This is a genomic window from Methylobacillus methanolivorans, from assembly GCF_044751345.1.
GTDB lineage: Bacteria > Pseudomonadota > Gammaproteobacteria > Burkholderiales > Methylophilaceae > Methylobacillus > Methylobacillus methanolivorans.
This window is the reverse complement of the sequence record NZ_JBIWXY010000001.1, coordinates 675,503-694,332: the sequence shown is the minus strand read 5'-3', so window position 1 is coordinate 694,332 and position 18,830 is coordinate 675,503. Positions and strand designations below refer to the sequence as shown.

13 protein-coding genes are annotated in these 18,830 nt (G+C 51.0%); 11 read left to right on the top strand and 2 right to left on the bottom strand.

The genetic code is table 11. From position 1 onward, the window contains the following. A complete protein-coding gene (locus ACIKP9_RS03160) occupies positions 1 to 2,019 on the bottom strand; it encodes an LTA synthase family protein (RefSeq protein WP_400879184.1) in 2,019 nt (672 codons plus the stop codon). A 32-nt stretch (positions 2,020 to 2,051) separates the two neighbouring features. After that, a complete protein-coding gene (queF, locus tag ACIKP9_RS03155) occupies positions 2,052 to 2,471 on the bottom strand; it encodes a preQ(1) synthase (RefSeq protein WP_230347238.1) in 420 nt (139 codons plus the stop codon). Between the two features lie 61 nt (positions 2,472 to 2,532). Here queF and smc point away from each other — a divergent pair, with 61 nt between their 5' ends. From smc to lon, 11 genes are all read left to right on the top strand, one after another. Beyond that, a complete protein-coding gene (gene smc, locus ACIKP9_RS03150) occupies positions 2,533 to 6,039 on the top strand; it encodes a chromosome segregation protein SMC (RefSeq protein WP_400879182.1) in 3,507 nt (1,168 codons plus the stop codon). A 99-nt stretch (positions 6,040 to 6,138) separates the two neighbouring features. Further along, entirely contained in the window at positions 6,139 to 7,506 is a 1,368-nt protein-coding gene (locus tag ACIKP9_RS03145; RefSeq protein ID WP_400879179.1) for a cell division protein ZipA C-terminal FtsZ-binding domain-containing protein, read from the top strand. Between the two features lie 2 nt (positions 7,507 to 7,508). Continuing rightward, entirely contained in the window at positions 7,509 to 9,593 is a 2,085-nt protein-coding gene (ligA, locus tag ACIKP9_RS03140; protein ID WP_400879176.1) for an NAD-dependent DNA ligase LigA, read from the top strand. Continuing rightward, on the top strand, positions 9,590 to 10,390 hold the full coding sequence (cysQ, locus tag ACIKP9_RS03135) for a 3'(2'),5'-bisphosphate nucleotidase CysQ (RefSeq protein WP_400879174.1): 801 nt from the start codon (positions 9,590 to 9,592) through the stop codon (positions 10,388 to 10,390). Before ligA ends, cysQ begins: the two co-directional genes overlap by 4 nt. Positions 10,391 to 10,422: 32 nt before the next feature. Then, positions 10,423 to 11,295: a tetratricopeptide repeat protein gene (locus tag ACIKP9_RS03130; RefSeq protein WP_400879171.1), complete on the top strand. Its 873-nt coding sequence runs from the start codon at positions 10,423 to 10,425 to the stop codon at positions 11,293 to 11,295. Between the two features lie 250 nt (positions 11,296 to 11,545). Further along, positions 11,546 to 12,217 carry a mechanosensitive ion channel family protein gene (locus ACIKP9_RS03125; protein ID WP_400879168.1) on the top strand — a complete coding sequence of 224 codons (672 nt, stop codon included), beginning with the start codon at positions 11,546 to 11,548 and terminating at the stop codon, positions 12,215 to 12,217. 162 nt (positions 12,218 to 12,379) lie between these two features. Further along, positions 12,380 to 12,583 (top strand): cold-shock protein, encoded by a 204-nt coding sequence (locus ACIKP9_RS03120; protein WP_230347230.1) that lies wholly within the window; start codon positions 12,380 to 12,382, stop codon positions 12,581 to 12,583. A 327-nt stretch (positions 12,584 to 12,910) separates the two neighbouring features. Beyond that, complete coding sequence (tig, locus tag ACIKP9_RS03115; protein ID WP_400879165.1) at positions 12,911 to 14,215, top strand: trigger factor; 1,305 nt, start codon at positions 12,911 to 12,913, stop codon at positions 14,213 to 14,215. Then, positions 14,215 to 14,856 (top strand): ATP-dependent Clp endopeptidase proteolytic subunit ClpP, encoded by a 642-nt coding sequence (gene clpP / locus ACIKP9_RS03110; protein ID WP_400879163.1) that lies wholly within the window; start codon positions 14,215 to 14,217, stop codon positions 14,854 to 14,856. Before tig ends, clpP begins: the two co-directional genes overlap by 1 nt. Before the next feature lie 38 nt (positions 14,857 to 14,894). Continuing rightward, positions 14,895 to 16,160 (top strand): ATP-dependent Clp protease ATP-binding subunit ClpX, encoded by a 1,266-nt coding sequence (clpX, locus tag ACIKP9_RS03105; protein WP_230347228.1) that lies wholly within the window; start codon positions 14,895 to 14,897, stop codon positions 16,158 to 16,160. A gap of 154 nt (positions 16,161 to 16,314) precedes the next feature. After that, complete coding sequence (gene lon, locus ACIKP9_RS03100) at positions 16,315 to 18,750, top strand: endopeptidase La (protein WP_400879161.1); 2,436 nt, start codon at positions 16,315 to 16,317, stop codon at positions 18,748 to 18,750. Positions 18,751 to 18,830: the final 80 nt, after the last annotated feature.

Below are 18,830 nucleotides of genomic sequence, written 5' to 3'. Positions count from 1 at the left end.
TTATTCTTGGTGATGAGTTTCTTGAGGCAGGACATGGTAAAGACGCTCACGGTACAACAAAGAGGGGAGAAGCGAATTCGCCAATGCCCGTTCTGCAAATGCTTGGCTATCTTCCGTCAGTTGTTGCGACAAGGTGAATTTCTTTTGCTTCAGATTCCATGTGCCGTGTGCTGGCTCTTTGCCAGGGCGCAATACAACCACTTGATTGCCTTCCATCCAGGCAAAGTTGTTCTCGAACTGCATCATGGCACGACCAGCTTGCTGACCGTCACCAATACTAAGGTCACGCCCCGTCATCGGGTGTTGCGCCTTGATGCCCATGAGCGAAAGAGCCGTTACTGGCAGGTCAATCTGGCTTGCCACGGTTTGTATTTTTCTGGGCTCAATATCTGCGCCCAGAATCAGCGCAGGGATATGAAAGTGGTTAATAGGCACCATGTCGTGACCATGCACGCGAATATCGTGGTCGGCCACAACGATGAATAGAGTGTCTTTCCAATAGTCACTTTTCTGTGCCTTGGCAAAAAATTGTCCTAGTGCATAGTCGGCATATTTGACCGCATTGTTGTCAGTGGCCTTGACCGGATCATAAATATCTATACGACCATCTGGAAATTCAAATGGCGCATGGTTGGATGAGGTGAATACCAAGGTAAAAAATGGCTGGCCGCTAGCGTGGCTGGCGCTGATCTCATCATGGGCCTTGTTGAGCAAATCTTCATCCGAGACTCCCCAGCTACCAACAAACACGGGCTTAACGTAATCTTTCTGGTCTTGCACGCGCTGGAAACCATTGCCCATGAAGAAGCCGACCATATTGTCGAAGTGAGACTCGCCACCATAGATAAACTCGGTGCTATAGCCATATTGCTCAAGCAGGGAGGCTAGCGTAAAAAAGTGTTGCTGGGACAGGGATAGCTTGACGACGCTTTGTGCTGGCGTGGGCTGAAAACCTGTCACGACAGCTTCAATGCCCCTTACTGAACGGGTGCCCGTTGCATATAGTTGCTCGAACCACCATCCTTGTTCCTTGAGTTTTTCCAAGTTAGGGGTAACCGGTACGCCACCTAGGGACTCCACAAATGTTGCACCCAGGCTTTCCTCCAGAATGATGACGAGGTTGAGCGGGCGTTCCCGTGTGCGTGACGGCGTGAGTTGGGAGAGTGTCGGCAGGCCGGGATGGTCTACAGGGGCAAAGCTAGCATCGAACCGTGCGCGGGTTTCTCGCACAATACGATAGACGTCTTCATCAGGGAGAATGCCATACATTTCACTCGACTTGTTTTCATGCTTGAGGCTATATACCGCATGCACGAGCGACCAAGACGAATTGAGGATGATGCTATTGACCATGGAGTCGCTAGTGCGTGAAAACATGGCTGGATTAGCAGGGCGATGGCTAATCGTGCCGCGTACAACCAAGGCTGCCATTAAAAAGATCAGGGGCCAACTCAGCCAGATGATCCAGTTTTTCCAACGTGCTTCCTGCTTGAGCCATGGAGCCATTAACCATCCGGCGGCGATGGTTACCAGCAGGGTGCCGATGACACCTATAAATAGGTGAGTCCTGAAGCCATTCCACAGCATGGAGAATACTTCGTTGGGGTATTTTAAATACTCTACAAAAAGTCGGTTAGGCCGGGCATCGTATTCGGCAATAAATCCGGGAGTTGCCAGCTCCAGCAATGTAATGATGCTGATGCAAAGGACTACCCAGAAGAATGTCACGCCACGCCAAGCGCGCCAGAACTTGCCGACAGCCAGTACAGGCGCTAGAAGTAACGGCGGAAGCCACATCAAGCCGATCTGGATACTATCAACGCGCAGGCCGTCGAGCATGATTTCCTGCCAGCTGGAGACGGCAGAAATGCGGGGGTATTGCCAGAGCAATAAGCCTGCCCGGGAAAGGCTGAAGATAGCAAAACTCACCACGGTCATGACCAGCAAAGGTGCGTAAGGCCCCAAGCGACCTGCAAAGCTCCAAAGCGAATTGCGGCTACGTCCTAATACACTTGCCATGATGAGCGTTCTTTCCTGAGCGTGCGAAATAATTAGCCGCGAATATTGGATTGTGGCGCAAAATCAGCCAGCTCTACGCGAGGCTGAGGCTGCCAACCCGGCTTGCGGTGCTCGGCAACTACATTAGTGAAAATGCCGCCACGCACATAAAACTTGGCGGTGAGGCGCATGAACTTGGGGTCAGTCGCAGAAACCAAGTCATCCAGAATGCGGTTGGTTACAGCTTCATGGAAGCAGCCTTCGTCACGGAAGGACCAGATATACATTTTGAGGCTTTTCAGTTCCACACACCGTTGATCGGGAATGTAATCAAGATAAAGCACTGCGAAATCCGGCTGGCCAGTTTTGGGGCAGAGGCAGGTGAATTCTGGGATTTCCATGTGGATATGGAAATCGCGACCAGGATTAGGGTTATCGAAGGTTTCCAAAGCTTTGCTGGGTTGACTAGACATAAGGGCTACCGTATAAATCGGATTATCAAAAAAGTGCCATTATAGCCAAGACCTTCATCAATTGCGCCTGACTCATCTAAAGCTCGCTGGTTTTAAATCCTTCGTCGATCCCACTACATTGCACATCCATGGCCAACGCGTAGGCGTAGTGGGGCCTAATGGTTGTGGCAAGTCCAACGTCATGGAGTCCATACGCTGGGTGCTCGGCGAGTCCAGTGCGAAGGAAATGCGCAGCGAATCCATGGCGGATGTCATCTTCAACGGCTCCGGTAACCGCAAGCTGGCTTCCCGCGCCAGCGTGGAGCTTATTTTTGATAACAGCCTGGGCGGCGCGGCAGGGGAGTGGTCGCAATATGCCGAAATCTCCGTCAAGCGTGTGATCGAACGCGAAAAAGGTTCCAGTTACTTTATCAACAATACAGCGGTACGTCGCCGCGACGTGGCCGACCTGTTCTTGGGTACAGGATTGGGTGGTCGTGCCTATGCCATCATTGGCCAGAATACGATTTCCAGAATAGTCGAGGCCAGGCCTGAGGAAATGCGCGTGTTCCTCGAGGAGGCTGCGGGCATCTCTAAGTATAAGGAGCGTCGCCGCGAGACTGAGAACCGCCTGCGAGACACGCGCGATAACCTAGTGCGGGTAGAGGATGTCCGCCAGGAAATGGATAAGCAGATCATGCGCCTGGAAGCACAGGCTGCGGTGACCTTGCAATACCAGGGCCTGCAAAACAACTTGCAACTGGCGCAAGGGCAGCTCTGGCTGTTAAAAAAACGCGATGCCGGCAACCAATGGGAGAAGTCACAAGCCACAATGCAGCGGCTTGGTGTTGAGCTTGAAGCACAGATGGCAGCCCTCAGGCAATCGGAGAGTGGCCTTGAAAGCTTGCGCCAGCAACATCAGGCAGCCTCGGCGCAATTACAAACAGCACAGGCGGCTTATTACGAAGCCAACGCGGAAGTCTCAAACCAGGAACAGCAGTTGCGCCACACGCAGGAGGCGCGCTCGCGCCTGCAGGCGCAACTACAACAGATAGAGTCCCAATCACATAAACTTGACCAGCAGCACGAGGAATTCAGTACCAAGCTGCAGGCACTGCACGACCAGCAGCAAGTAGCCAGCACCGAAGAGACCGAGGCTGGCGAGCAACTGCAGGCATTGAAGCAGAAATTGCCGGAAATGGAGCGCGCCTTTCAGGCCGCGCTGCATATTCACTCCGCCGCGCAACGGGCGTTGCATGAGGCGGAGCAGGCCATACGCCTGGAGGAGACCAACCTAAAGCATGCCGAGCGCAACCTGGAGGATGCCAAGTTGCGCCTGCAGCTCATGCGACAGGAGGCGAGCAATCTGAATATGCCGGATGAGGCTAAGCTGCATGAGCTGGAAGCCGAGTTCAAGGAAGCGGCCGACCAGCAAGCCGGGTTTGAACACGACTTGCAGCAACTGCGGGAGCATGAGCAGCAACAGGCCGAGCAGGTCCGCGCCTTGCGCGATCAACTGCTGCAACATGAACGCCGGCTGGCACAGGCAGAAGCCGAGGCTGCCTCCCTGCGCAAGATACAGGCAGGCCTGGGCAAACAGGGACAATTGGAAGGGTGGCTGCGCGCGCATGGCCTGCATGACAGCGAGCGCCTCTGGCAAAAGATCAGGATCACCCCGGGGTGGGAAACCGCAGTCGAGGCAGTGCTTGGCGCCCGCCTCAATACGATTGTCGGCCTGCCGGAGCAGGATATGGCACGTGTTGTGGCAGATCGCCCTCCCGCAGCGCTGGTGATCGCCCTTCAAGGCAAACCAGCGTCGGCTCCCACCCATGCGCAGCAATTGAGCGCCATGGTAGAGGTGCTGGAGCCGGGATTGCAGGGGCTGCTGGAAAACTGGCTGGGCAACGTCTTGGTCGCGCAAACGGCGGACGAAGCAGAAAAGCTGCGCTTGTCATTGGAAAACGGGCAGAGCGTGGTCACTGCGGCGGGCGACATCTACGACCGCCATAGCATCAGCCTGCATGCGCAGAACTCGGAATTGCACGGCGTGCTGGAACGCCAGCGCGAACTGGATATGCTGGATGCGGGCCTGCCGCAAATGCAGCAGACGCTCCATGATGCCAAGCATGCCTTGCAGCAGGCAGAACTCAAGCAGCAGGAGTTGCGCCAGCAGCAACAGCAATTGCAGCAGCAATTACGCGGCACGACACAGGCGCAACACCAGCGCAGCTTGCAGATCCAGCAGCTCACACAGGAAAGGCAGCATATTGCTCAGCGCCGCCAAGGCCTGGAGAAAGATATTGCCGCTCTTGGCAAGCAACACGAAGCATTGCAGCAGGGCTGCCAGCAACAGCAGCAAAAGCTCGGCCAGTTGCAGACATCCCTAGCCCAGTTGCAATCCGAACGTCAGGAAACCCAGGCCAAGCGCCATGCCGCTGAAAACGAGTTGAATGCAGTGCGGGTTGCCTGGCAAAAAGCCGAGCGTGCCGCACAGGAAAAAAACTTCAACCACAAGCTGCTGGCGACCAGCATCGCGGATAGCCAGAGCAGGTTGATTGCGATCCAGGAAGAGCAGCAAAACCTCGTCATCCGCCGCCAAGAAGCGCAGGCGCTGCTCGAGGCGGCGGCAATGGAAAACCTCAAGGCCAACCTTGAAGTCGCGATCGTCCGCAAGCAGCAGCAAGAGACTGCATTGGCTGCCGCACGCGATGCGTTGGCAGAGGCTGACAATGCATTGCAGCAGCAAGAACGCAACCGTATGCAATACGAGCAGGGCCTGCATCCCCTGCGCGACAAGCTGGAGCAGTCGCGGCTCAATGAGCAGCAGGCGCGACTGCACTTTGAGCAATGCCAGCAGAACCTGCAGGAATGCGGGCTGGAGGAAGGCGCGCTGGTCCAGGGGCTGACCGTCAATACAAAAACCGGCGACCTGGAACGCAGGATTACGGCATTGGGGGCGGAAATCGAGGGTCTCGGGCCGGTGAACCTCGCCGCATTGCAGGAATTGGAAAGCGAGCGCGAGCGCAAGCAATACCTGGATAGCCAGTCGGCAGACCTGGAGCAGGCCGTCGCCACGCTCGAAGACGCGATACGGCGCATAGACCGCGAGACGCGCAGCCGCCTGCAGCACACCTATGACGAGGCCAACCGCAACTTTGCCGAATTGTTTGCGGAATTATTTGGAGGAGGGCAGGCTAAGCTGGAAATGCTGGGCGATGAAATCCTCGATACCGGCATGCAGGTGTTTGCGCAGCCGCCAGGCAAGAAGAATAGCACCATCCACCTGCTATCCGGCGGCGAGAAGGCGCTGACGGCCTTGGCACTGGTGTTTGCCTTGTTTCGCCTCAATCCGGCTCCGTTCTGCCTGATGGACGAGGTTGATGCGCCATTGGACGATAGCAATACCGAGCGTTTTTGCGCCTTGGTGAAAAAAATGTCGGAGCGCACACAATTTTTATTTGTCAGCCATAATAAAATAACCATGGAAATGGCTCAGCAGCTCATTGGAGTCACCATGCAGGAATCCGGCGTCTCCCGTATTGTGGAGGTGGATATTGCGGCTGCATTACAGATGCATGAAGCGGCATAAAGCAGGATTCGCCCTTGGCGCTTACGCATAGCGCACTGGCAACACTCTTGAATAAACCAGGATCATTTATCAGATCAAGAAGCTTGGAGTATTAAAATAATGACTGATCTACATTGGGCCTTACTGGGACTGGGCGCATTAATTATTGGCGCTGTGCTGGCATTTAACTGGTGGCAGGAACGCAAGTTCAGGAAGGAAACCTTCAAACGCTTTGATGAGCCTCAATATGATGCACTAATGGAAGAAGCACATGCCATCCGGCGGAATGAAGAGTTTCAGATAGACCCGCATGCTGTGAGGGATGATGAAGATGATTTACCCGAACATGTCGAGCCCAAGCAACTGGATGAGGCCGAGAGTGAATATGACCCTGTAGCCGATCACCCCATAGAAAATGAGACATCATTTACATCGGAAGATGTAAGTGAGCCAACGGTAGCAGCTGTCGATACTCCTGTTAGCGATATTGAGCTGGAACAAGATACATGGGTTGAGGAAGAGCACATTGCGGTAACCACGGAACTACCTCCTTGGGAAGAAGACATAGAGGCTCATCAGCCCGAAGAGCAATTGGATATAGAGCCAGCACCTGTGGCAGCCTCTCCCGCAATTGCTCAGCCTGTGCTTACTATCCCGCCTGAAGTAAACCCCGAGATTGATTTTGTCGGCGTACTATCCTTGCCCGCATCAGCCAGTGGCCAAGCACTGCGTCAGTTCTTGCTGTCGATAACCGATATTGATAAGCCTGTTTATGCTTACGGACTAGGTGGTGATCAGCGCTGGCACTTGCTGACTAGGGAACAAGAGTCTGCCCATTTCACCGCAGCGATTTGTAGCCTGCAGCTTGCGGACCGTTCAGGTGCAGTCTCGACCGGCACATTGTCACGCTTCCACCTTGCGGTCGAAGAGTTAGCTAAATCATTGGACGCCTCTATTGAATGGTTGAATACCGACAACCCCGTGCAGCAGGCAACCGAGCTGGATCAGTTCTGTATCGAAGTAGACCAGATGGTCGGATTTCATCTCACACAGGGAGCTAGCGGCCCGTTCACAGGCACCAAGTTCCGCGGCCTGGCAGAGGCGGGAGGCTTGATCTTGGGTGAAGATGGGGTTTACCACTACATGGCTGAAGATGGGAATGGCAATCCGCAGGTATTGTTCTCTGTAGTTAACCATGACAACCTGCCTTTCAGTGTCGACATGCTGCGCACCTCAGTGATTCGCGGCCTGACCTTCCAGCTGGATATTCCCCGCGTGCAGAATTACACCGAGGCGTATAACCACATGGTATTGCTGGCACGGCAGATGGAGCATAGCTTGGGTGCCCACCTTGTGGACGATAAACAGCGCCAGTTGAGCGATGCACAGATCGATAATATCCGTCATCAAATCAAGCTGATTCATGACAAGATGATTGCGCACGGCATTGTTCCTGGCCAGGTTTATGCCTTGCGCTTGTTCTCCTGAATATGTCGGATATCCAAGCCGGCTTATTCCCGGAATCTACGCCTGCAGTTACCACCTCCAATGTGGCTGAGCAGGCTGCTGCCTTACGTACAACCATCCGGCGCTATGATCACGAATATTATGTGCTGGATGCACCTAGCGTCCCCGATAGCGAATATGACCGCGTATTCCGCGAGCTTAAGGCTCTGGAAGAGGCACATCCCGCGCTGATCACGCCAGATTCACCGACGCAAAGAGTGGGTGGCGCTGCCATGAGCGGGCTATTGCCGGTCAGGCATCGCATTCCCATGCTGTCGATAGAAACAGAAACCGACATTACTCCTCAAGGCGCACACAATTTCGATGCCCGTGTGCGTAAAAAGCTCGGATTGTTGCCGGAAGATGCAGCGATTGAATATGCCGCCGAATTAAAGTTTGATGGCCTAGCGCTCAGTCTGCGCTATGAGCATGGACAGTTGATACAAGCCGCGACGCGAGGTGATGGCGAGGTGGGTGAGGATGTCACGCATAACATTCGCACCATACGCCAGATTCCGTTGCAGCTACATGGCGCTGCGCCCGAGGTGCTTGAGGTGCGGGGCGAAGTGTATATGAGCCGGCCTGATTTTGAGCGCTACAATGCCAGTCAGCGTGAACAAGGCAAGGCCACTCTGGTGAATCCACGTAATGGCGCGGCAGGCAGCATACGTCAGCTTGATCCACGACTTGCCGCGCAGCGCCCGTTATCGTTTTTTGCCTATGGCCTTGGTGAAACCAAGGGCTGGGAGGTGCCTCCTACTCATGCCCAGGTGCTAGATGCCCTCAAGGATTTTGGCTTTCCAGTATGCCAGGGGCGCACTGTGGGTGTGGGGCCAGAGTCTCTGGCAGCTTTTCATCAGGCGATTGCTGCCAAGCGAGATCAATTGACTTACGACATTGATGGGGTGGTTTACAAAGTCAATCGTCTCGATTTGCAGCGCGAGCTTGGCTTTCGCTCGCGTGAACCAAATTGGGCTGTGGCGCATAAATTCCCTGCCCAGGAAGAAATGACGGTACTGGAGCAGATAGATGTGCAGGTAGGGCGCACGGGGGCAATTACCCCAGTTGCGCGCCTCAAACCTGTGTTTGTTGGCGGTGTGACGGTCACTAATGCCACCTTGCATAATCAGGATGAAATCGACCGAAAAGACGTCCGCATCGGGGATACTGTGGTGGTGCGGCGTGCCGGGGATGTTATCCCTGAGGTAGTTTCTGTGGTGGCTGAGAGACGCCCGGCTAATGCCCGGCCTTATATCCTGCTGGACGCGATCGGGCATGCATGCCCAATCTGTGGCTCGCATGCCGTGCGCCTGCCGGATGAAGCAGCCGTGCGCTGTACGGGTGGCTTGTTCTGCCCAGCACAACGCAAACAGGCCATTCTTCATTTTGCTTCCCGCCGTGCCATGGATATTGAAGGCTTGGGTGAAAAGCTGGTAGACCAGTTGGTAGATAGCCACTTGGTAGCAATGCTGGCGGATATCTATCATCTTGATCTTGAGACCTTTTCCGGGCTTGATCGCATGGCTGAAAAGTCCGCGCAAAACCTTCTGGATGCTTTACAGCACAGCAAGCAAACCACGCTGAACAGATTTATCTATGCACTAGGCATACGCAATGTAGGCGAGGCGACAGCCAAGGATTTGGCACGATATTTTGGCAAGCTGGAAGCATTGCAAGCAGCGAGTGCAGAAGCGCTACAACAAGTGCCGGATGTCGGCCCTGTGGTGGCTCGCTCTATCGCCGAATTTTTTGCTGAACCGCATAACCGTGAAGTCATCAGCAAGTTGGTCGAGGCTGGCATACGGTGGCCAGAAAGTGAAGGACAACCGGCGAGCTCTGGCCAGTTAGAGGGGAAGACTTTTGTGCTGACAGGCACACTTCCCACCATGTCACGCGATGATGCCAAGGAACGCATAGAAGCTGCGGGCGGCAAGGTCAGCGGCAGCGTTTCCAAGAAAACCAGCTATGTGGTTGCGGGCAGTGAAGCGGGGAGCAAGCTCACCAAGGCACAGGAGCTAGGCTTAACCATTCTGGATGAAGCCGGGCTGCTTAGCCTGCTCGCTGAATGAGGGCAGACCTGCTTCCGGCATTGATACAGCTGGCGCACCAGGCTGGCGAAGCTATTATGCAGGTCTATCACGGTGATTTTGCCGTCCAGCACAAAGCAGATCAATCACCCTTGACCGAGGCTGACCTGGCAGCGCATCGCATCATCCAGGAAGGGTTGCAACATCTAACACCCGAGTTGCCATTGATTTCAGAGGAGTGCGAGCTTGTCTCTTTCGCAGAGCGTCAGCGATGGCAGCAATACTGGCTAGTTGATCCTCTGGATGGCACCCGCGAATTCGTCAAGCGCAACGGTGAATTTAGCGTCAATATTGCCCTGATAGATCAAGGCCGCCCCATTCTAGGTGTTGTGCATGCGCCTGCACTTGGTCTGGATTATTTTGCCGATGGCCTATCGGCCTACAAACAGCAAATAGGCGATGCCGTCGAGCGTATTCATGCTCGCGAGTTATGTTTAGATAACATTACCGTCGCGGCTAGTCGCTCCCATCCAGGCAGAAAAATACAGGCCATGTTGCACAATATCTCAGTGCAGCATGGTGAGCCGCATATCATCAATATGGGAAGCTCATTAAAAATATGCTTAGTAGCTGAAGGTAAGGCAGATATATATCCGCGACTTGGTTTGACTTCAGAATGGGATACCGCTGCAGCACAATGCATTCTGGAAAGTGCTGGCGGCCTATTAGTGGATCGTCATGGGCTTCCTCTGCAATACAATCGTAAAGACACCATCCTCAACCCCGAGTTTTTTGCCCGCGGACGTACCGCCCATGACTGGAATCAATATCTGGAGTAACAATGCCGCTTTTTAGAGCTCTTATCATATTCATGTTGACAGCTAATGCTGCGAATGCGGCGAACAATCCTGCTGAAGCCTGCCTCCAAGCGCTTAATGAAAACGATGCGGCGACTGCGTTGGCCCAAGCAGAGCAAGGATTAGCACAACAGCCTATGCAGCGAGATTTATTGCTATGCCAGGGCAGGGCAGCACTCAGTATGGGAAAGGCCAATGAAGCGCTGAATAGCTTTAGCAAAGCTGAACCTAGCGCTGTGACAGCAAATGACAGGCTGTTAGTCCATTTATTCAAAGGCAATGCTTATAAGGCGCTAGGCCAATATGCAGAAGCGCAAGCGAGTTATCAAGCAGCACTGTTATTGGCGCAGCAGGAAAAAAATCAAAAATTCCAGGTGATTGCGAGCTTGCTATCAGGAGAGGCGTTGGTACAACAGTCCCTGCTATCAGAAGCACAAGGCTATTATGAGAGTGCACTGAAACTAGCAGGCAACAATAACGAGCGCGCGGATGCCAATGAACACTTGGCGCGACTCAAAGCCAAGCAAGGGCTTTATGACGATGCAATCGCATATCAAGTCAAGGCATTAGTGATGCAGGCAAGTGATGGGGATTTTGATAGCTATGCCAATGCTGGTTTGGAGCTTGGATATTTATATATCGGTGCTAAGGACTTCAATAATGCCGAGAAAAACCTGAATAAAATCATAGAAAAAGCAAAAAGTGCCGGAGATGGCTACTGGGTAGCGAAAGGCTATTACTATCTTGGGCTCAATTTTATTGCAGCTAAGCAAGCCAACAAGGCGAAAGAAGCATTGGCGCAGGCACTAGAGATTGCCGAGGCTATTGGTGCTGAAAAACTAAGTGCAGAAATAAATCTGCAATTAGAAAAACTATCCCAGCATTAAAGTAATGCACTATTTGCATTTACTTCCAAAAACACATCAAAAATCTTCTGATGTTTTTTAATTTAATTAAAAATCAATCAATTAATTATGATATTTAATGTTAAAAATTAACTTTTAAGGGTTAATTTGTTTGCGAACAATCTGCATTTACGAGAAAATGCCTCTCCAATCCTGACACGCTGGGCTTATTGCCCCGGCTCAAAAGACCTGATAAATCAAGGTCATCAATAAATATATAAGGAGTGTGTATATGCAGCAGCAGATTGATATTTTTCTCACATCCCTCAATGAGTTCTGGACCCAAGTCGCTAATTTTTTTCCTAAATTGCTAGCCGTGATTGTTATCCTGGGATTCGGCTGGATCTGTGCCAAGGTGGCATGTATGGGTGTCAAGCGTATTCTTGAGTTGGCTCAGTTCGATAAGTTTGCTGATCGTTCTGGTCTTGAGGCCTTTCTCAAGCACGGTGATTTTGATCTGACGTTGAGTGGCGTAATCAGCCAAGTGATCTATTGGTTGGTGATTCTGCTATTTGTCATCACGGGCGCCAATACATTGGGCCTCAACGAAGTTGCCCATATGCTCAACAACTTAGCCAATTATCTGCCTAAGATTATTGTTGCTATTCTAGTGTTGATTTTTGGTACCTTGTTGGCGCGCTTCGTGAATCGCTTGGTATTCGCGTGGCTACACGGCATGAAATATGACGGTGCGCTCAAAATCAGCACGACCGTAGAGTATGGTATCCAGATTTTTGCCTTGTTTGTTGCCCTAGAGCAATTGGATATTGGCACACAGCTATTAACTGCATTATTTGTGATCGTCTTTGGTGCTATCTTCCTGGCGCTGGCCATTGCCTTTGGTCTGGGAGGCAAGGAAAGGGCTGCCCGCCTGATTGAAGAAATACAATCCAAGCGCAAATAAGGTGTAGTTTCCTTAAACTCGCTCAGAGCCGCTAATGCGGCTCTGAGCGTTTCTATCTGTAGGAGAGAGCCTACATCATAATCAGTCATTGCTTATCTCCCCGAGTGTATTGTTGTTTTAGCATGCAGTTGCAATCAGTCACATACTATTTGGGAGAATGAAATGGCACTTGGCACAGTGAAATGGTTTAACGACGCAAAAGGGTTTGGGTTTATTTCACCCGACGAAGGAGGCGACGATTTATTTGCCCACTTTTCGGAAATTCAGAGCAGTGGGTATAAAAGCCTCAAGGAAAATGACAGAGTGCAGTTTGAAATCGCACAGACAGCTAAAGGCAAGCAGGCCTCCAATATTCAAAAGGCTTAATCATGGATGTTGAAAAGGGTTGATCCTCTCAACCCTTTTGTTTTATGCATGCCTCAGCTTGGACTTAGTCCCAGCTAAATCTCACCTGATCCCCTCCCGATGATTTCCCTGCTTTTCCCGACATTATGTTTTATAACCTATGCTAGAATCTCTAGTTAATATTCATGTCCAATTCTTAACCCACGATGGGTGAGATGGCGGCGAATGCTGGTGTAAAACCATCATTGTGGTTTTGCAAATTTTTTATTTTCAATCACTTGGCTGGATTAACTCTCGCACCAGATGTGTAGAGCGTCAGCTCAAAAACTCGATTTAAGGAACACAGCAATGCAAGCAACCGTTGAGACCATCAGCAATCTTGAGCGCAGGATGACGGTTTCCGTACCAGTGCAGCCTCTGGAATCTGAAGTCAATGAGCGTATCAACCGCTTGGCACGTACTGCCAAGCTGCCTGGTTTCCGTCCAGGTAAAGTGCCGTTGAACATGGTGCGCCAACAATATGGTGCGCAAGTGCGTAACGAAGTGCTTTCTGATGCTGTGGAGCGTAGTTTCAATGACGCCATTGAGCAAAATAAGCTGCGTGTTGCTGGTTACCCCAACATTGAGCACAAGCCTTATGCTGAAACAGATCAACAGATTGAATACACAGCTACTTTTGAAGTGTTTCCTGAAGTGAAGGTCGGTGATCTGTCAAAGATCAAGATTGAGCGTCCTGCACTAGAGGTAGGCGAAGCTGAAGTCAAGAAAACCATTGATGTGCTGTTGCGCCAGCGTGCAACATTCGAGCCAGTCAAGCGTGCTTCCAAGAAGGGCGATAAGATCAACATCAGCTTGATCGCTTCGATTGACGGTCAAGAAGTTGAGCGCACTGATGAGCAAGGCCTTGATTTGGTCATTGGTGAAGGCGGTCGTTTCCCTGCTTTTGAGAGCGAGCTTTCCGGTAACAAGCCAGGTAGCAACAAGGTGTTCGAGATTGCTTACCCAGAAGATCACAAGCCAGAGCAGTTAGCTGGAAAAACCGTCAGTTACGATGTGACATTCAATACGGTAGAGCAAGCTAAGCTGCCTGAGTTTGATGCTGATTTTGCTCGTAGCCTGGGTGTGGAAGATGGCGATGTGGAAAAAATGCGCGAGGAAATCACTGCCAGCTTGAAGCAAGAAGTGGAAAAGCGTGTTCGCGCCAAGCTCAAGGAGCAGGCCTTCCAAGCATTGCTGGATGGTACTACCCTGGAAGTCCCCAAGGCATTTATTAATGCAGAAATTGGCCGCTTGATGCAAAGCACGCAAAACAACCTCAAGCAACGTGGGGTTGATTTGGCAAACGTCAACCTTGAGCCTGCATTGTTTGAAGAGCAAGCCAAGCGTAACGCTAGTTTGCGCCTTGTGCTGTCTGAGCTGGTTAATAGCGAAAATCTGCAAGCCAATGCCGACCAAATTCGCGCCATGGTAGATGTATTTGCTCAAAGCTTTGAGCGGCCTGATGATGTGGTGGCTTGGTACTATGCCGACACCAAGCGCCTAGATGAGCCAGCTGCTCTGGCAACTGAAGACAATGTCGTGGAATGGGTATTGAAGTCTGCCAAAGTCACCGACAAGAAAGTCAAGTTTGACGACCTGATGGGAAATAGCTAATGATTCATTATCCTTCGACCGCACAAAGCCAGTTTGAGGCACAAGGCCTGGGGTATATCCCCATGGTCATTGAGCAAAGTGGCCGTGGCGAGCGTTCCTACGATATTTATTCGCGCCTGCTCAAGGAGCGTATTATTTTCCTCGTTGGGCCGGTCAATGATGCCACGGCTAACCTAGTAGTCGCCCAGTTGTTGTTTCTGGAAGCGGAAAATCCTGACAAGGATATCTATTTCTATATCAATTCCCCTGGTGGCTCTGTCACTGCAGGGATGGGCATCTACGACACCATGCAATTCATCAAGCCTGATGTCAGCACTTTATGTGTAGGCCAGGCTGCAAGCATGGGGGCATTGCTGCTCACGGCAGGTGCCAAGGGAAAGCGTTTCTGCCTGCCTAACTCCCGTGTCATGATTCACCAGCCATTGGGTGGCTTCCAGGGCCAGGCTTCTGACATTGAGATCCATGCCAAGGAAATCCTTTTCCTGCGTGAAAAACTCAATGGCATTTTGGCGCATCATACCGGTCAGCCAATTGAGAAAATTGCGCAGGACACTGATCGTGATAACTTCATGAGTGCAGAGCAATCTGTGGCCTATGGCTTGGTGGACAAGTTGATTGCCAGCCGTGCGGATGCTGCATAAGATAGTAGACAAAACTTTAGTTTATTTAGGATAGTTTGATGACGACAAAAGCCGAGAGCGAAAAATTACTCTATTGCTCGTTTTGCGGCAAAAGCCAGCATGAAGTACGCAAACTGATTGCTGGCCCGTCCGTATTCATCTGCGATGAGTGCGTTGACTTGTGCAACGATATCATCCGAGAAGAAATTCAGGATGAAGATGGTCTCAAGCCTAAGAGTGGGAAATTGCCAACTCCTAAGGAGATTTGCGCCATTCTTGATCAGTATGTGATTGGGCAAACACAAGCCAAGAAAAACTTGGCGGTAGCAGTTTACAATCATTACAAGCGCCTAGAACAAGGCGGCCAGAAAGATGATGTTGAAATTGCCAAGAGCAATATCCTGGTGATTGGACCGACTGGCTCAGGCAAGACTTTGTTGGCGCAGACTCTTGCACGCCTGCTGGATGTACCTTTTGTCATGGCAGATGCGACAACGCTGACTGAGGCTGGATATGTTGGCGAGGATGTCGAGAACATCATGCAAAAGTTGCTGCAAAAATGCGACTACGATGTTGAAAAGGCACAGCGCGGCATTGTCTATATCGATGAAATTGACAAAATTTCACGTAAATCTGACAACCCATCCATTACTCGTGATGTATCAGGGGAGGGCGTGCAGCAAGCCTTGCTCAAGTTGATTGAGGGCACAGTAGCTTCAGTGCCTCCTCAAGGTGGTCGCAAGCATCCCAATCAGGAGTTTGTGCAACTGGATACCACTAATATCCTCTTTATTTGCGGTGGCGCATTTGACGGCCTGGACAAGGTCATCCGTCGCCGTTCCGAGAAGGGCGGTATTGGCTTCGGTGCTGAAGTGAAGAGCAAGGAAGATGCGCGTGCTATTGGTGAAGTGCTACGCGATGTTGAGCCTGAGGATCTGATTAAGTTTGGCCTGATTCCTGAGTTTGTTGGCCGATTGCCAGCAGTGGCAACACTTGAGTCTCTGGATGAGGCCGCTTTGGTGACAATTCTTGTTGAGCCAAAGAATGCGCTGACTAAGCAATATACCAAGCTCTTCAAGATGGAGGGCGTTGATCTTGAGTTCAGGGAAGCGGCACTGCACCTGATCGCGAAAAAGGCCTTAGAGCGCAAGACTGGTGCTCGTGGCTTACGTTCCATCATGGAGCACTCTTTGCTGGAGATCATGTATGACTTACCTTCAATACCCAACCTGCGCAAGGTTGTTGTGGATGAAGGAGTGATCAAAGGTGATACGCCTCCTATCCTTATCTATGCTGATGAACCTAAACTTGAGACTGCAAGTTAAGACTTGACGTACTCAATCAAATTAAAAGGCTGCTTTGCAGCCTTTTTTATGTGAAAATCTAAGCACTACCACTTGAAGTGGCGGTGCTTGTCCCCATTGATGTATAGAGCGTTCGGCATGTTGCCCAGCTGCTGACAACATTGAAAGTTTCTCCATGACAGAACAAACATTACCGGCTTTCTCCCCAGAATCTGGCTTACTGCCCTTGTTGCCTTTGCGCGACGTAGTGGTATACCCACATCTTGTCATCCCATTGTTTGTTGGCCGCGAAAAATCCGTCAAGGCGCTCGAGCTTGCTTCAGAACAGGATAAGCAAATCCTGTTAGTGGCTCAAAAATCTCCTAATAAGGATGAGCCTGACGCGGAAGATCTCTATGATGTTGGTACCGTAGCAACAGTATTGCAAATGCTCAAGCTGCCTGATGGCACTGTAAAAGTGCTGGTTGAGGGCTTGCACAGAGTGAAAGTGCTGGAGTTTGTCGAAACTCAGGAGTGCTTTGCCGCGAAAACAGAAATGATAGAAAGTCCGGCAGGCGATGATAGCCAGACTCAAGCCTTGATGCGTACTGTGTTCACGCAGTTCGATCAATACGTCAAGCTGAACAAGAAAATTCCACCTGAAATCCTGACATCACTAGCCACCATTGATGATGCTGGTCGCCTCGCTGATACCATCACGGCGCATTTGACATTGAAGTTGGAAGAAAAGCAAAGAATTCTGGAGATGTTCAGCGTATCTGAGCGCCTCGAGCATTTGCTGAGCCTATTGGAATCAGAGATCGATATCCTGCAGGTGGAAAAGCGTATCCGTGGCCGTGTAAAGCGCCAAATGGAAAAGAGTCAGCGCGAGTATTACCTGAATGAGCAGGTTAAGGCTATCCAGAAAGAACTCGGTGAGCAGGATGAAAATGCCGATATCGATGAGCTGGAAAAGCGCATTGCCGATGCTCGCATGCCTAAAGATGCCTTGACCAAGGCCAATGCCGAACTCAAGAAACTCAAGATGATGTCTCCGATGTCTGCCGAGGCGACTGTGGTACGGAACTACATTGAGACCTTGGTTGGCTTGCCCTGGAAGAAGAAAACCAAGATTAGTCGTGACCTCGGTATCGCAGAAGATATTTTGGATGCCGATCATTACGGTTTAGAAAAAGTGAAGGAACGCATTGTTGAGTATCTCGCGGTGCAACAACGTGTAGATAAACTCAAAGCACCTATCTTGTGCTTAGTCGGGCCACCTGGTGTAGGTAAGACCTCATTGGGCCAAAGCATTGCCAAGGCTGTAAACCGCAAATTCGTACGGGTAGCCTTGGGTGGTGTGCGCGATGAATCTGAAATTCGCGGTCATCGCCGTACTTATATTGGTTCCATGCCTGGCAAAATTCTGCAAAGCATGACTAAGGTGGGTGTTAAAAACCCATTATTCCTGCTCGATGAAGTCGACAAGATGGGACAGGATTTCCGCGGCGATCCTTCTTCTGCACTGTTGGAAGTGCTGGATCCTGAACAAAACCATACCTTCGTCGATCATTATGTCGAGGTAGAGTACGATCTTTCTGACGTCATGTTTGTAGCAACAGCAAACTCCTTGAATATTCCTGGCCCATTATTGGATCGTATGGAAGTCATTCGTGTGGCAGGCTATACAGAGGATGAGAAGGTCAATATCGCAATGCGTTATTTGTTGCCCAAGCAACTTAAGACACATGGCCTGAAGGAAAACGAGATTAGTGTTTCCGAAGCTACTATCCGGGATGTCGTCAGGTTTTATACTCGCGAAGCTGGTGTACGTAGTCTTGATCGTGAAATCTCCAAGGTATGCCGCAAGGTGGTTAAGGAAATTCTGACATCCAAGCCTAAAGCTGGCGCTGCTCCGCGTAAGGTGACCGTAACACCTAAAAACTTGGAAAAGTATCTTGGGGTTCAACGCTTTGACTATGGCGTCGCAGCGAAGGAAAACCAGGTTGGTCAGGTAACAGGTTTGGCATGGACAGAAGTAGGTGGTGAACTATTGACAATTGAGTCCGTTCTATTGCCAGGGAAGGGCAAGGTGATTACCACCGGCAAGCTGGGCGAGGTAATGCAGGAGTCCATTCAGGCAGCAATGAGTGTGGTGCGTAGTCGAGCTAAACGCTTGGGCTTCTCCGAGGATTTTTACGAGAAGAATGACATCCACATTCACTTGCCTGAGGGGGCTACGCCGAAAGATGGTCCTAGTGCTGGTATCGCCATTTCAACGGCATTAGTATCTGTCTTAAGTAACATCCCCGTTCGCTCTGATGTAGCAATGACTGGTGAAATTACCTTGCGTGGTGAAGTGCTGCCGATTGGTGGCTTGAAAGAGAAATTACTTGCTGCTCACCGTGGCGGTATTAAAACAGTCTTGATCCCCGAACAAAACGTGAAAGACTTGAGTGACATTCCTGCCAATATCAAGAATCATCTTGATATTCACCCTGTGAAATGGATTGACGAAGTATTGCAACTAGCACTAGAGAGGGTGCCAGAGTCGACTGATGCTGAAGAGGCTGTGGCAGAAGTCAAACCGAAAGGTAAAAGTACTAAACCGTCTCCTGTGACTAAACATTGAGCAATGTCAATGTAATAAGCGAGGGAAAGGCTTGACATAGCCTTTTTCCGCTTGATATAAAGCAGGGCACAGGGTCTTTT

Excerpts from the sequence above, each read along its gene's own strand:
- ACIKP9_RS03160 (WP_400879184.1), bottom strand. The coding sequence starts at position 2,019 with ATGGCAAGTGTATTAGGACGTAGCCGCAATTCGCTTTGGAGCTTTGCA.
- queF (WP_230347238.1), bottom strand. The coding sequence starts at position 2,471 with ATGTCTAGTCAACCCAGCAAAGCTTTGGAAACCTTCGATAACCCTAAT.
- ACIKP9_RS03145 (WP_400879179.1), top strand. The coding sequence starts at position 6,139 with ATGACTGATCTACATTGGGCCTTACTGGGACTGGGCGCATTAATTATT.
- ligA (WP_400879176.1), top strand. The coding sequence starts at position 7,509 with ATGTCGGATATCCAAGCCGGCTTATTCCCGGAATCTACGCCTGCAGTT.
- cysQ (WP_400879174.1), top strand. The coding sequence starts at position 9,590 with ATGAGGGCAGACCTGCTTCCGGCATTGATACAGCTGGCGCACCAGGCT.
- ACIKP9_RS03130 (WP_400879171.1), top strand. The coding sequence starts at position 10,423 with ATGTTGACAGCTAATGCTGCGAATGCGGCGAACAATCCTGCTGAAGCC.
- ACIKP9_RS03125 (WP_400879168.1), top strand. The coding sequence starts at position 11,546 with ATGCAGCAGCAGATTGATATTTTTCTCACATCCCTCAATGAGTTCTGG.
- ACIKP9_RS03120 (WP_230347230.1), top strand. The coding sequence starts at position 12,380 with ATGGCACTTGGCACAGTGAAATGGTTTAACGACGCAAAAGGGTTTGGG.
- tig (WP_400879165.1), top strand. The coding sequence starts at position 12,911 with ATGCAAGCAACCGTTGAGACCATCAGCAATCTTGAGCGCAGGATGACG.
- clpP (WP_400879163.1), top strand. The coding sequence starts at position 14,215 with ATGATTCATTATCCTTCGACCGCACAAAGCCAGTTTGAGGCACAAGGC.
- clpX (WP_230347228.1), top strand. The coding sequence starts at position 14,895 with ATGACGACAAAAGCCGAGAGCGAAAAATTACTCTATTGCTCGTTTTGC.
- lon (WP_400879161.1), top strand. The coding sequence starts at position 16,315 with ATGACAGAACAAACATTACCGGCTTTCTCCCCAGAATCTGGCTTACTG.